At 55.0% G+C, this 13253-nt stretch carries 13 protein-coding genes; 4 read left to right on the forward strand and 9 right to left on the reverse strand.

The features are described 5' to 3' along the window. Positions 1 to 28 precede the first annotated feature (28 nt). The 5 genes from IV493_RS05195 to yeiP form a co-directional block, all read right to left on the reverse strand. A complete protein-coding gene (locus IV493_RS05195; RefSeq protein ID WP_230299984.1) occupies positions 29 to 1525 on the reverse strand; it encodes a cyclic di-GMP phosphodiesterase in 1497 nt (498 codons plus the stop codon). Positions 1526 to 1813: 288 nt separating this feature from the next. Continuing rightward, entirely contained in the window at positions 1814 to 2389 is a 576-nt protein-coding gene (gene mepS / locus IV493_RS05200; protein WP_013358530.1) for a bifunctional murein DD-endopeptidase/murein LD-carboxypeptidase, read from the reverse strand. A gap of 513 nt (positions 2390 to 2902) precedes the next feature. After that, a complete protein-coding gene (locus IV493_RS05205) occupies positions 2903 to 3610 on the reverse strand; it encodes a phosphatase PAP2 family protein (RefSeq protein WP_013358529.1) in 708 nt (235 codons plus the stop codon). A 43-nt stretch (positions 3611 to 3653) separates the two neighbouring features. After that, on the reverse strand, positions 3654 to 4622 hold the full coding sequence (locus IV493_RS05210) for a GTP-binding protein (protein WP_195857836.1): 969 nt from the start codon (positions 4620 to 4622) through the stop codon (positions 3654 to 3656). Between the two features lie 74 nt (positions 4623 to 4696). Beyond that, positions 4697 to 5269, reverse strand: coding sequence for an elongation factor P-like protein YeiP (yeiP, locus tag IV493_RS05215; RefSeq protein WP_003854146.1), 573 nt, complete (start codon positions 5267 to 5269; stop codon positions 4697 to 4699). Between the two features lie 331 nt (positions 5270 to 5600). On the opposite strand from yeiP, the gene IV493_RS05220 reads away from it, so the two are divergent. Continuing rightward, positions 5601 to 5855: a YkgJ family cysteine cluster protein gene (locus IV493_RS05220; RefSeq protein WP_071822187.1), complete on the forward strand. Its 255-nt coding sequence runs from the start codon at positions 5601 to 5603 to the stop codon at positions 5853 to 5855. A gap of 36 nt (positions 5856 to 5891) precedes the next feature. On the opposite strand, the gene IV493_RS05225 is transcribed toward IV493_RS05220, so the two are convergent. Beyond that, positions 5892 to 6308 carry a type II toxin-antitoxin system VapC family toxin gene (locus tag IV493_RS05225; protein ID WP_195857837.1) on the reverse strand — a complete coding sequence of 139 codons (417 nt, stop codon included), beginning with the start codon at positions 6306 to 6308 and terminating at the stop codon, positions 5892 to 5894. Next, entirely contained in the window at positions 6305 to 6535 is a 231-nt protein-coding gene (gene vapB, locus IV493_RS05230) for a type II toxin-antitoxin system VapB family antitoxin (RefSeq protein WP_013358526.1), read from the reverse strand. The genes IV493_RS05225 and vapB overlap by 4 nt, the downstream gene beginning before the upstream one ends. A 510-nt stretch (positions 6536 to 7045) precedes the next feature. Between vapB and fruB the strand changes: the two genes are divergently transcribed. The 3 genes from fruB to fruA are packed head-to-tail and all read left to right on the forward strand — an operon-like array spanning position 7046 to position 10840. Then, positions 7046 to 8176, forward strand: coding sequence for a fused PTS fructose transporter subunit IIA/HPr protein (gene fruB, locus IV493_RS05235; RefSeq protein ID WP_195857838.1), 1131 nt, complete (start codon positions 7046 to 7048; stop codon positions 8174 to 8176). Continuing rightward, positions 8173 to 9111, forward strand: coding sequence for a 1-phosphofructokinase (gene fruK, locus IV493_RS05240; protein ID WP_033733296.1), 939 nt, complete (start codon positions 8173 to 8175; stop codon positions 9109 to 9111). The genes fruB and fruK overlap by 4 nt, the downstream gene beginning before the upstream one ends. Positions 9112 to 9127: 16 nt before the next feature. Beyond that, the gene (gene fruA, locus IV493_RS05245; RefSeq protein ID WP_013358522.1) at positions 9128 to 10840 is read left to right on the forward strand and encodes a PTS fructose transporter subunit IIBC; all 1713 of its coding nucleotides are present in this window, start codon (positions 9128 to 9130) and stop codon (positions 10838 to 10840) included. A gap of 376 nt (positions 10841 to 11216) precedes the next feature. Here the strand turns inward: fruA and nfo are convergent, their stop codons facing one another. Both nfo and IV493_RS05255 read right to left on the reverse strand, forming a co-directional pair. Next, the gene (gene nfo / locus IV493_RS05250) at positions 11217 to 12062 is read right to left on the reverse strand and encodes a deoxyribonuclease IV (protein WP_195857839.1); all 846 of its coding nucleotides are present in this window, start codon (positions 12060 to 12062) and stop codon (positions 11217 to 11219) included. Between the two features lie 52 nt (positions 12063 to 12114). Next, complete coding sequence (locus tag IV493_RS05255; protein WP_110330654.1) at positions 12115 to 13170, reverse strand: YeiH family protein; 1056 nt, start codon at positions 13168 to 13170, stop codon at positions 12115 to 12117. Between the last annotated feature and the right edge of the window lie 83 nt (positions 13171 to 13253).

A 13253-nucleotide genomic window follows, 5' to 3' on the forward strand; every position in this document is an offset into this window, starting at 1 on the left:
TGTCCGGCGCGATTCGGGCCAGAGAGTCTCAGGCGTTATGACGCCGGAAATAGTCTATCAGCGTTTCCGGTCGCAGCGGACGGCTGAAGATGTAACCCTGCAGATGAGTCACGCCACGATGGATCAGCCAGGCGGCCTGTTCGCCGGTTTCTACCCCTTCCGCCACACTTTTCAGATTCAGTTTCTTCGCCAGCTGCAGCACGGTGTCCAGCACCGGCGAGGTCAGGGTTTCTGTGCCGATGCTCTGGACAAAACCACGATCGATTTTCAGGTAATCAAACGCATAACGTTCCAGATAGATCAGCGCACTGTGTCCGGTGCCAAAATCATCAATGGCAATATTGATATGCTGCTGATGCAGCCAGTCAAACAGTTCTCCGACGTTTTCATCGCGCACCATGGCGCGCTCGGTAATCTCAAACACGTAATTAAAGTGAGCTGCAGGCATGGTATCAAGCCAGCGCAGAACATCCTGCCGGAAACAGCTGTCAGCCAGATGCAGCGGAGAGATGTTGAGGCTGAGGCAGGCATGACGGGGAATGGTATGACACAACTGGTGTGCATCACGGGAAACCAGCTGAAACAGATGCCGGGTCAGCGGAATAATCAGGTTCTGCGACTCGGCATACTGAATAAACACATCGGGCGGGATCGGGCCTTCGGTCGGATGGGTCCAGCGCAGTAACGCTTCCATGCCATAAGGCTGACCATCATGGGAGGTGACCAGCGGCTGATATTCAACGTGAAACTCACCGCGCTTCATGCCCCGAATCAGCTCTTTCCCCGGACGCTGATAAACAGATAACAGCAGCCAGCAGCCGCCGGAAACCAGCAGTGACAGCAGCAGGCTGCACAGCAGGATATTCTGATAATCACTGAACGCCAGAACCGAACCGAACAACACAAACTTCAGCGGATAGTCTGTCAGCGCCTGCTGATACAGCGGCGGCGGCAGACTTTTATTTTTCATCACGCCAGGCTGCCAGCTGGTTAAGGCACTCTTTTGTGCCATCAGCGCCATACCGGTAATTTCCGGATGCCCGGAGACCTGCAGCTGGTAGGGAGCCAGACTGATATTCAGCGTCGCGAAGACACCTGACTGCTGACTGCCAGGATTTTTAATCCACAATCCCAGCGCCGGTTTATTTGGCTGAAGCGGCGTGCCTGACATCAGCTGCAGATCGATGTCACGTGAGACATCACTATCAGGTGCGATCACATTAAGCGGCAGGCTAAAACTACCGGTGGCCGAGGAGCAAAAGGCATTGCCGTCGTTAACCAGCAGGATGGCGCGGAGATTACCGGCAAACGCGGCGCGCGAGGTCAGTTCACGATTAATGGTATGACAGGCAGTGTGGGTGAACGGAAGCAGGGGACTGAGGGTGCTGTTGAGCAGGCTGGAAAGCGTTTGCTGTAATGCTGTGCGGCTGTTCTCCAGCAGTTGCTGATGCTGTCGTTCGCGCTTCTGCCAGGTCTGGTGAAATGACAGGACGGCAAACAGCAGAAAGAATACGCCACCGGCCATCGCACTACTCCATGCGATTCGGCGAGGATAGGTGGCATGGCGCCTTAGCGCCCCCGACAGTGGCATGAGGAACTTCCCCTGATCAAATTATTATTATGTTATTGCACACGACTGCTTCGGTTTAAGCGACCGAGAATATAACGAGAGTGTCCGAAATGTCTCGTTATTAATCTGAAATACAATGCTTTTATCTGATAAAACGACTGTCGCTAAGAATAAGGCACGAAAAAAAACGCTGCGTAAGCAGCGTTTCATGTTCTCTGGCTGAGAGAAGATCGAAGGTGATAATCAGGTCGGGTTGCGACTTAATACACGGCGTCCTTCACGGTAACGCTTTTTCCAGTAGTCATCATTGAGACTGGAGATCATGACACCACTGCTGGTGGAGGCATGAACGAAATTGTCGTTACCCAGATAAATACCCACATGACGACCAGTCGAACCGGCACGGAACATCACCAGATCGCCAGGACGCAGTTTACTGCGGGTAATCTCTTTACCGGTGTCCTGCTGCTCAGAGGTCGAGCGCGGTAATTCTAAGCCAAACTGATCGCGGAAAGTGCGTTGTACAAAGGCGGAACAATCGATCCCGCGTTTGGTATCGCCACCGAGGCGATAGCGCACACCTTTCCAGACGGCGTATTGTTCCATGATGCGCGACTTAACGTCGACGTTACGCACCATTTCTTCAAACTCATCCTGAGACGCCTGAAGTAAAAAACCATTGTGGTTGTTAACTTCATGATTCTCGTTATTCGCGTTTTGACTGCTATGTGTACTGCTACAAGCTGAGAGGAGTGTGGCCAGCGCCAGTGCGGGCACGATCCGCAAGATATATCTCAGTATTGGTTGAGACTTGACCATTATTCGGGTTTTCCTTCGATTTCCTTACGACAAAATTGTCGCCAGCCAGATGACAAAACAGGGAGATTAATAAGCGAAACAGCCTAAGACAAATCCTTAATTACTAAAATGTGTTAATGGACACATTTTAACGGTAAAAAATCCGAATTTTCTGCCGCTGTAGCCTCACTGCGACTGAGGTTAACTGATTACAGACGCCGTGGCGAGTGCTTTTAATCAATTTCATATAGGTTTTTTTGATGTGAAATCAAACCGTAACACACTGACTACTTTAGCAACAATTGTGGTGAAATGATGATGAGAACAGGCAGTGAAAGGGGCGTCAATTCAGGGCATAGCCTCTGTTTTTGGAGTTTTCTTAATTGACAGAGGGTGTTGGTGGCTATTTAACCTGTCAGCAGGGTCATAACCTTTTCTTTTCGTGAATTTAATTAGCAGGCTAATAGTGGTGGGCTGTTTTTTATAAGCGCGGACGGTTAAGACCAGGGCGATTAAATCGTCCGCGCTTAACATTTACGTCACGGGCTTATATTTACCCGGTAATTTGCGATAAAACCAGTTAACCAGCACGTCACTGGCCGGCGTTAATAGCCACCAGCTCAGCCCCACTAATATCACTGACATTGAACCGACGGCAATATCGGTAAACCAGTGTGCACCCGCCATGACGCGCGGCAGTGAAAATATCACCACAATAGCGGTGGCAATTAAAAAACGGCTAAAACCAAAATAACGCCAGATAAAGCAGGCGAAAATAATCAGCATCATACCGTGGTCGCCTGGGAAGCTGTCTTTCGAGGCATCTTTAGCGGGGATACCGGTCAGTTCGCTGACGCGATGCACATTCTCGAAGAACAGCGTCGGACTGGAGTGTTTCACCGGCAACAGGTGGCCCAGCTGGTTAAGCACCACGGCGGTGAGCAGCATAGTGATGCCGATAGCCAGCATCCGCCGCCGCGCCTGTGGCGTTTCACGTCGCCAGATCGACAGATAAAGCAGGCCCATGGCCAGCAATGACACCGCATCAAAACCACGAAAATTGGTGATGGCGACGATCAGTGCGAACAGCGGATGGCTCACCATCTGATTGTTGAAGCCATAGAATATAGTTTTATCAATGCCGAACCAGAAACCATGTTCTGGCGGCAGATACCACGAAAGAAAGAGCACTACGCCCAGTGCATTAAGCAGCAGGATAGTAATAAGGCGGGTTGCGCGCATAATCAGAACTCATTTAAAAAAATAACCGCCGACAATACCTGTCTTAGCGTAAACGGCACTTCAACAACGCCGATTGTAGCCGATTCCAGTCAGCCTGCTGAGAATGGATGATCTCAATGCGGCTATCGGGTGGCGGTGTGGCGAGGGTTTCACTCTGCAACTCTTTTGCCTGGCAGTTAATACGCATTGTGCCTTCTGGCGTGCGCATCACACCTTTAATACGATCGACCGCTGCCTGCCGTACCCACTCCAGCAGTGCGCCGCTGTCGAACAGCGTATCAGCATCAAACAGCCAGCCGCAGGCGCTGTAACCCTGGCCGTGATTCAGCGCCCGACGCCAGCGTGCTTCGCCATCCAGACGTAACGCCGTCAGACCGCTAGTGGGATTTGCCGGATGATGATGATGCGGCAGAGGGATATCGCGGGGCTGATACGGCATATCCAGCAGGGAAAGGGGGACCTGACCAAATTCTGACTGTATTAATGGACGCGGAGGCTGCATCTGCTGGTGCCAGTCCGCCAGGCGCTGACGGTCCGCTTCATCCCAGCAATCACGCTTGTTGGCGATGACAATATCGGCAGCCGCGAGCTGATCGCGGAAATTTTCATTCGCAACGATGCGAGGATCGGCCAGCTGACGCGCATCCAGCAGTGTCAGGGTGGCATTCAGTTGCAACCACGCCTGATAAACCGGCGCACTTAACATTTCTAACACCTGACGGGGATGGCCTAGGCCGGTGGGCTCAATCAGCAGCCGATCGGGCTTACTCTTTAGCAGCATATTCAGCCCGACCTGCATCGGCAGGCCATTCACGCAACACAGGCAGCCGCCGGGGATCTCTTTCAGCGTGGCGCCGCGATCGGCCAGCAGGGTGCCGTCGATCCCGATCTCACCAAATTCGTTGACCAGCACTGCCCACTTTTCCCCGGCGGGCCTGGCGGCCAGCAGATGGCAGAGCAGCGTGGTTTTGCCGCTACCCAGAAAGCCGGTGATCAGGTTAACGCGTGTCATAAGCCAACTCCTGCCAGAGAATAGCGTGATAATGTAATACTATAACATTATCACGATAGGCAGAAGGCTACCGGTCAGTCTGCTCGACCCATGTAGCGGCGTTCAGCGATATGGATACGGATGCGATCACCATTGCTGAGGTATTCCGGCACCTGGATAGAGAGACCCGTGCTCATGCCGGCTGGTTTGGTGCGGGCACTGGCTGAAGCACCTTTAATGCCGGGAGAGGTATCCACGATTTCCATGTCTACGGTTTGTGGCAGTTCCAGTGCCAGCACCTGACCTTCCATCGTCAGTACGTGAATGCCAGGGATGCCGCCTTCAGGGATAAACAGCAGCTCTTCTTCAATCTGCTCCTGTTTAAAGGAGTAGGGGGTGTAATCCTCATCATCCATAAAAATGTATTCGTCACCATCTATATAAGAGAAGGTCACGCTGCGGCGGCTGAGCGAAATTGCATCAATAATCTCGTCGCCCTTGAAGCGTTCTTCGACTTTTAAACCGGTGCGGACATCGGTAAAGCGCATTTTATACAGGGTGGCGGCACCGCGTGCGCTGGGGCTCTGGACATCAATGTCCTTAACCAGCAGCAGTTTACCGTTGTGCGTGACGGCCATCCCTTTTTTGATTTCATTGGCTTTTGGCATTGCTGTTCTCGCTATCTTGAGAGTGAAGTGCGCGCAACGTTACTCGCGCCGGTGAAAACTGGCAATATCGTGGATGCGAAATTTTATGTCAGGCCGCGGCTTTCATGGTAATTAGCGCGGTGGACTGCTATTGTCGCCGCGACTTTCTCTGCCGGAGCACAGCATGCAATGCGGTGCCGGTTGCACAGTGCCCTCTGTTTCTTCACTGATTCCTGGCATGCCTGATGGTAAGCGATTAAAGCGGGAAGTTAAGTGCTGAAGGGTACAGTGTCGATCCCTCTGAGGTTCTGTTACTGTCTGTTGTATTCTGAAGGTCGCGTGAGAGGTATTAATGCAGTGTCGTATTGATTGTGGTGCATGCTGCATCGCGCCCTCAATCTCAAGTCCCATCCCCGGAATGCCGCAGGGTAAACCGGCTAATGTCCGATGTATTCAGTTATCGGATGAAAATTTGTGCATGATTTTCGGTTCAGATTTAAGGCCGAAAGTATGCGGAAGTCTGCAACCTTCTATTGATATGTGTCTTACAGATCGTACCTCAGCTATGACCTACCTGATTGAGCTTGAAGCCAGCACAAGCGCCTGAGAACCGATCCACACGGCTTACACTGAATCCAGACGCTTATTTGACCCAGTCTTCCAGCTGCAATCCGGGTACCCGTTGAAACTCGCTTGTGTTATTGGTCACCAGAATAGCCCTGGCCGCAATAGCATGCCCGGCAATCGCAGTGTCGTTAGGACCAATGGGCGTTCCGACAGCAGCCAGCGCTGCTTTGATTTCAGTGGTTGTATCTACCGCTGCACGGTCCCATGACAGTACAGCATCAAGCCGTGCGCAGAATGCATCGACCAAATGCATATGCCGCGGTGAAGCTTTCTTTCCGATCGTACCGAAACGCATTTCAGCATAAGTAATTGCAGAAACCACAATCCGGTGGTTACGCAGCACCGCCTGTTCCAGTCGCCGGATGACTTCTTCAGGCTGCTCACGCATAATAAATGAGCAGATATTTGTGTCGAGCATGTAAGTGTTGTTCACAGGTCAAAACGTCCCTCATCGCTGATAACGTCTTCACGCTCTGTCATGAAGTCAGAGTCAGCTTTCTCAAGCTGGGTAAATGAACGCCATGTGGGTCTGACAGGACGCAGAATAATAGCATCTCCTTCCCTGATAATTTCCAGCTCGCTCACTCCCTCAAAATCCATGTCGCGAGGCAGGCGAATGGCGCGATTATTGCCATTTTTGAATACAGAGACGGTTCTCATGTTGGACGTTCCTCTTTAAAAATCTGGCCCGAACACAGGCGTCAGTAATAGCCTGGATAAACGTAGTGACTCAGTTTATGCCAGCCCTCAGTAAATGTATAGGTCAGGCATATGCTGCTGCTGCGAGAGTAATCTTACAGGCCGCTACAAAAATATTCAGGCACCAAGCCTGGGCAACGGTTCCCGCCATCAGGCGATGACCTGGCTGTTGCAACTCGAAGCGGATACCGCGCTCTGAGGCGCTGACGCTGCTGAAATTTCTGGTCCGGTAATCTCTGCTTTACAGCAACCGCGTCAGCCTGTTCACTTTTTATTCCCCAAAACCGCCCTGAAATGTGCGTAACGTCAAAAATCTGTTACGCCATTTGCGCATTTTCTTGCCTATGGAAAGTTGCTGTACCACAATCCCTGAAACGTTTCAGCGGTGACTGCGCCACCTGTTTTCAACAGCATGGCGTAAAAAAATCCCCACTGGCTGAAACGATTCAATCTCAGCAAGCGAGGAGAATTATGTTCCAGCTCGAATTGCAGGCCATCCATACCGGAGCCAGCGCCCAGAACAAAGAAGAGGCCATTCGTCAGGTCGCTGCCGCGTTAACTGCTGCAGGCAATGTGACGGAAGGCTACGTCAACGGCATGCTGGCGCGCGAACAGCAGACCTCAACCTTCCTCGGCAACGGCATCGCCATCCCTCATGGCACCACCGATACCCGCGATCTGGTGCTGAAAACCGGTGTTCAGGTGTTCCAGTTCCCGCAGGGCATTGCCTGGGGCGACGATCAGACCGCCTATGTTGCCATCGGGATTGCTGCTAAGTCAGATGAACATCTGGCGCTGCTGCGTCAGCTGACGCATGTTCTGAGCGATGACTCTATTGCCGAACAGCTTAAAACCGCCTCTGCTGAAGATCTTCGTGCGTTGCTGATGGGCGAGAAACAAGCCGCTGAATTCAGCTTCGACACTTCATTAATTACGCTGAACGTCGCCGCCAGCGATCTGATTACCCTGCAGGCAATGAACGCCGGTCGGCTGCAGTCCGCGGGCGTGGTGGATGCCAGCTACGTCGCAGACGTGGTTTCAACGACGCCGCTGAATCTGGGGCAGGGCATCTGGCTCAGCGACAGCAGCCTCGGCAACCTGCGCAGCGGCGTGGCTATCAGTCGCGCTGAACATGCCTTCGACCATAAGGGCGAACAGGCTGCACTGTTAATCAGCGTGTCGGCGACCGATGAGCGTCCGCTGGAAGTGCTGGGCTACCTCAGCGCATTACTGCAGCAGGGCAAAGCCGATCGTCTGCTGAAAGCTGATGCGACAGGCGTTTACGCGCTACTGACCAGCGAAGTCGATGAGCAGGCTGAGGTGCTGACCGCCGAATACACCATCCGTAACGAACATGGCCTGCATGCCCGTCCGGGCACCGCGCTGGTCAGCGTGATCAAGCAGTTCAACAGCGACATCACCGTGACCAACCTCGACGGCAGCGGTAAACCTGCCAATGGCCGCAGCCTGATGAAAGTGGTTGCGCTGGGCGTGAAGAAAGGCCATCGCCTGCGCTTCACTGCCAGCGGTGACGATGCACAGCAGGCGCTGAACGCGATTGAAGAAGCGATCACCAGCGGTCTGGGCGAGGGGGCATCATGAGCAGACGCGTCGCCACCATTACGCTGAATCCGGCGTATGACCTGGTGGGCTATACCCCTGAAATTGAACGTGGCGAAGTGAACCTGGTGAAAACTACCGGGCTGCATGCTGCGGGCAAGGGCATCAACGTTGCCAAGGTCCTGAAAGACCTGGGTATCGATGTCACCGTGGGTGGCTTCCTGGGTAAAGAGAATCAGGACGGGTTCCAGCAGCTGTTCAGCGAGCTGGGCATTGCTAACCGTTTCCAGGTGGTGCCAGGCCGTACCCGTATCAACGTTAAACTCACTGAACAGACCGGCGACGTTACCGATCTGAATTTCTCCGGTTTTCAGGTAACGGGTCAGGACTGGGATCGTTTTACCACCGACTCGCTGACCTGGCTGGGCCAGTTCGATATGGTCTGCGTCAGCGGCAGCCTGCCGGAAGGTGTCGATCACGATGCCTTTACCCGCTGGATGACCGAACTGCGCACCCACTGCCCTTGCATCATCTTTGACAGCAGCCGCGAAGCGCTGGTGGCAGGCCTGAAAGCCGCACCGTGGCTGGTTAAACCTAACCGCCGTGAGCTGGAAATCTGGGCCGGTCGCAAACTGCCAACCCTGCAGGATGTGATTGGTGCTGCGCACGAACTGCGCGAGCAGGGTATCGCCCATGTGGTGATTTCACTGGGCGCAGAAGGCGCGCTATGGGTCAACGCCTCAGGTGAATGGATTGCTAAACCGCCGGTGTGTGAAGTCGTCAGCACCGTGGGTGCAGGTGATTCCATGGTTGGCGGCCTGATTTATGGCCTGCTGATGCGCGAATCCAGCGAACACACGCTGCGTCTTGCGACTGCCGTGGCGGCAATGGCCGTCAGCCAGAGCAATGTCGGCGTTTCCGATCGTACTCAGTTGGCCGCAATGATGGCGCGCGTCGACTTACAACCCGTTAACTGACAGCAGGAGAGCGATAATGAAAACGCTGCTGATTAAAGACCCTGTACTGGGACTGGCTTCCGCTTATATGGCGCAACAACGTCTGGCTGCGGCCGCACCTGCTGCGGGCCTGACTCTGACTGATAACCCTGCCGACGCTGAACTGGCGATCGTGCTGGGCAAAAACGTGCCGGACGATGCGGCGCTGAACGGTAAAGCGGTCTGGCTGGGCGATATCCAGCTGGCAGTCCGCGAGCCGGAAACTTTCCTGAACCGGGCGAAAGCCGAAGCCAAAACCTGGCAGTCAACCGCTGCGGTGGCCACACCGGCTGGCGCTGCTGCTGCGGCACCGGCTCAGACTGGCGCGCCGAAACGCGTGGTGGCCGTTACCGCCTGTCCGACCGGCGTGGCGCACACCTTTATGGCTGCCGAGGCGATTCAGGCCGAAGCGACCCGCCGCGGCTGGTGGGTGAAAGTTGAAACCCGCGGTTCCGTAGGGGCTGGGAATGCGATTACCCCGGAAGAAGTGGCTGCTGCCGATCTGGTGATCGTCGCTGCTGATATCGAAGTCGATCTGGCGAAATTTGCCGGTAAGCCAATGTACCGCACCTCGACCGGTCTGGCGCTGAAGAAAACCGCGCAGGAACTGGATAAAGCGGTAGCAGAAGCGAAGCCGTATAAAGCGGCGGCTGCCGGACAGAGCAATACCAGTGAAGAAGAGAAGAAAGGCGGCGCGGGGGCTTATCGTCACCTGCTGACCGGTGTTTCTTACATGCTGCCGATGGTGGTCGCGGGTGGTCTGAGCATCGCCCTGTCGTTCGCTTTTGGTATCACAGCCTTTAAAGAGCAGGGCACACTGGCTGCGGCACTGATGCAAATCGGTGGAGGCAGCGCCTTTGCCCTGATGGTACCGGTGCTGGCGGGCTTTATCGCCTTCTCTATTGCTGACCGCCCGGGTCTGACGCCAGGTCTGATTGGCGGTATGATCGCCACCAGCATCAATGCAGGCTTCTTAGGCGGTATCATCGCAGGCTTTATTGCCGGTTATGCAGCGAAGCTGATCAGCGGCAAGGTGAAACTGCCGCAGAGTATGGAAGCGCTGAAACCGATACTGATTATTCCGCTCTTTGCCAGCCTGATCACCGGTCTGCTGATGATCTACGTGGTGGGTAAACCGGTTGCAGGCATCATGAATGGCCTGACGCACTGGCTGGCCAACATGGGTACGGCGAATGCGGTCCTGCTGGGTGCGATTCTGGGCGGCATGATGTGTACCGATATGGGTGGTCCGGTGAACAAAGTGGCTTACGCATTTGGCGTTGGCTTACTGAGTTCGCAGACGTATGCACCCATGGCCGCCATCATGGCCGCCGGTATGGTGCCACCGCTGGCGATGGGTCTGGCTACGCTGGTTGCCCGTCGTAAATTCAACAAAGGGCAGCAGGAAGGCGGTAAAGCGGCACTGGTTCTGGGTCTCTGCTTTATCTCTGAAGGTGCGATTCCGTTCGCTGCCCGTGACCCGATGCGCGTACTGCCTTGCTGCATCGTGGGCGGCGCGGTTACCGGCGCGATCTCCATGGCGATTGGCGCGAAACTGATGGCACCGCACGGTGGACTGTTTGTCCTGCTGATCCCTGGCGCAATCACCCCGGTTGTCGGCTATCTGATGGCGATTATCATCGGCACCGCGATTGCTGGTCTGAGCTATGCGGTTCTGAAACGTCCGGAAGAGCAGCTGGCGAAAGCCTGATGTGCAGAAGTGCCTAATCTGCTGAAGTAAAAATAACAGGGAGCCGGATGGCTCCCTGTTATTCCAGTTGACAAAGTCGGGCACGGTGGCGGTGAGACCGAGCTGGCACTGGGAACACGGTCAGATCGGAAAGACGCAAAAGCCGCCATCCATGGTACGCCCGGCCCGCGCGATTACGCACCTCATCCCTGAGGTGCGCCCGTAAACGGGCCAACGCGTTGCGTTGTTCAAAAACGCTCCCGGCGTTTTTATCCGGGCGGCGGGACGCTTTCCTCCTCTGACCCTGTTCCCTGCGCATTGAGCTAATACGTTGCTGCCAGGTTCAACCGGCTTTCGGTTCGTCAGCGGTCTGAGGGAGCCATCTGGCTCCCTTTTTCTATCCCTGTTGCTCGGCTTTCAGCCAGGCAATCTCATCTTTCCAGATATCGGGATTGATGGTCTCCAGAATCAACGGGATACCATCAAACCGGGGATCTTTCATCAGCCAGCTAAACGCCGTTTTGCCGATATTCCCTTCACCCAGACTGTGATGGCGGTCAACGCGACTGTCAAAGGCGCTTTTGGCATCGTTCAGGTGCATGCCGCGCAGATAGTCAAAGCCGACAATGCGCTCAAACTCAGCAAAGGTCGTTTCGCAGTCCGCTTCGGTGCGCAGGTCATAACCGCCAGCAAATGCATGGCAGGTATCAATGCAGACGCCGACGCGCGTCTTATCTTCGACATGCTCAATAATGGTGGCGAGATGCTCGAAGCGGAAACCCAGGTTACTGCCCTGACCGGCGGTATTCTCAATCACGGCGGTCACGTTCTGCGTCTGATCGAGCGCGATGTTAATCGACTCTGCAATCCGCTTCAGGCACGCTTCTTCGTCAATCTGATGCAGATGGCTGCCGGGATGGAAGTTGAGCAGCGTCAGGCCGAGCTGATCACAACGTTGCAGTTCATCAATAAAAGCCGCGCGGGATTTCTCCAGCGCCTCTTCAACCGGATGACCGAGGTTAATCAGAAAACTGTCGTGCGGCAGGATTTGCTGCGGACTGAATTTGTACGTCTCGCAGGCGGCGCGAAAAGCATCAATCACCTCGGTGGAGAGCGGGGCGGCCTTCCACTGACGCTGATTTTTAGTAAAGAGGGCGAAGGCGGTGGCTTCTATTTCATGGGCGCGGATCACGGCCTGATCTACGCCACCTGCCGCACTCACGTGTGCGCCAATATATTTCATGCCTTACTCCTGGGGGCTATGCACGGGTGAAGCGGCATGATACCCGATGCCGCTAGCCCATGAAATGTTGCACCAGCAGATTGATGGTGCCGCCGCCCGCGATTAACCAGCCAAATACCAGTGCGCCCAGCAGCAACGGTTTAACGCCAGCCTCACGCAGCGCGCCAAAACGGGTGGTTAAGCCCAGCGCGGCCATCGCCATTGCCAGCAGCAGACCCGCCAGTGCATTCAGCGTGGCCACCAACGCCGCAGGCAACAGTTGCAGCGAGTTAAACAGCGCGACCGCGATAAACAGCAGGGCGAACCAGGGAAAGGTCACCGGCTGACGCGCCTGGCTCGCGTTGCGTTTGCCGCGGATTACCGCACTCAGGCAGAGCAGGAACGGCGCCAGCATCATTACCCGCAGCATTTTGGCAATCACGGCGCTGTTCTCAGCCTCCGGGCTGATACTGTGCCCGGCGGCCACGACCTGCGCCACTTCATGAATGGTTGAGCCAGTGAATACCCCAAACTGTGCGGCACTCAGCCCCGGAAACAGGTGATGCGCCAGCGGCCACAGCAGCGGATAGATAAAGATGGCCAGCGTGCCGAACAGCACCACAGTCGCGATAGCCACCGCAACTTTCGATGGCGCGGCTTTCACCACCGGCTCGGTCGCCAGTACGGCCGCCGCACCGCAGATACTGCTGCCTGCACCAATCAGCCAGACGGTATCGCGATCCAGCTTCAGCAGCCGGATGCCCAGCAGGCAGGTCACTAAGAAGGTGCTGCTCAGCGTCAGCGCATCAATCAGGATGCCGCTGAAACCGACGTCAGCGATCTGCTGTAAAGTAATGCGAAAGCCAAACAGGATGATCCCCAGCCGCAGCAGCTTCTGCTTAGCCAGCACCACGCCGCTGTCGCAGCGCGACGCCAGCGGCATATAAATGCTATTACCGACCAGGATGCCCAGCATAATCGCCAGGGTCAGTGAACCCAGCCCTGCTGCTGCAATTGCCGGTTGCTGCGCCAGCCAGCTGGCAGCCCCGGCAATCGCGGCAGTCAGCAGCAGACCAGGGAACCAGAGCGCAACGGGATGATGCGTTTTAGGGATGCTCAGTTCGGTCATGGTGTCACTCCTCGTGGTTGAGTCATGATCATGAGGGCGACTGGCTTAAAAGTGAAATTGATAATATATTTATAATTGACCAG

The organism is Pantoea sp. SM3640 (assembly GCF_015654165.1).
Classification (GTDB): Bacteria; Pseudomonadota; Gammaproteobacteria; order Enterobacterales; family Enterobacteriaceae; genus Pantoea; species Pantoea vagans.

Bases quoted from the DNA above. Each gene is read 5' to 3' on its own strand.
- IV493_RS05210 (WP_195857836.1), bottom strand. From the start codon at position 4,622: ATGACACGCGTTAACCTGATCACCGGCTTTCTGGGTAGCGGCAAAACC.
- IV493_RS05205 (WP_013358529.1), bottom strand. From the start codon at position 3,610: ATGCGCGCAACCCGCCTTATTACTATCCTGCTGCTTAATGCACTGGGC.
- vapB (WP_013358526.1), bottom strand. From the start codon at position 6,535: ATGAGAACCGTCTCTGTATTCAAAAATGGCAATAATCGCGCCATTCGC.
- IV493_RS05220 (WP_071822187.1), top strand. From the start codon at position 5,601: ATGCAGTGTCGTATTGATTGTGGTGCATGCTGCATCGCGCCCTCAATC.
- IV493_RS05195 (WP_230299984.1), bottom strand. From the start codon at position 1,525: ATGGCCGGTGGCGTATTCTTTCTGCTGTTTGCCGTCCTGTCATTTCAC.
- yeiP (WP_003854146.1), bottom strand. From the start codon at position 5,269: ATGCCAAAAGCCAATGAAATCAAAAAAGGGATGGCCGTCACGCACAAC.
- fruA (WP_013358522.1), top strand. From the start codon at position 9,128: ATGAAAACGCTGCTGATTAAAGACCCTGTACTGGGACTGGCTTCCGCT.
- fruB (WP_195857838.1), top strand. From the start codon at position 7,046: ATGTTCCAGCTCGAATTGCAGGCCATCCATACCGGAGCCAGCGCCCAG.
- fruK (WP_033733296.1), top strand. From the start codon at position 8,173: ATGAGCAGACGCGTCGCCACCATTACGCTGAATCCGGCGTATGACCTG.
- nfo (WP_195857839.1), bottom strand. From the start codon at position 12,062: ATGAAATATATTGGCGCACACGTGAGTGCGGCAGGTGGCGTAGATCAG.
- mepS (WP_013358530.1), bottom strand. From the start codon at position 2,389: ATGGTCAAGTCTCAACCAATACTGAGATATATCTTGCGGATCGTGCCC.
- IV493_RS05255 (WP_110330654.1), bottom strand. From the start codon at position 13,170: ATGACCGAACTGAGCATCCCTAAAACGCATCATCCCGTTGCGCTCTGG.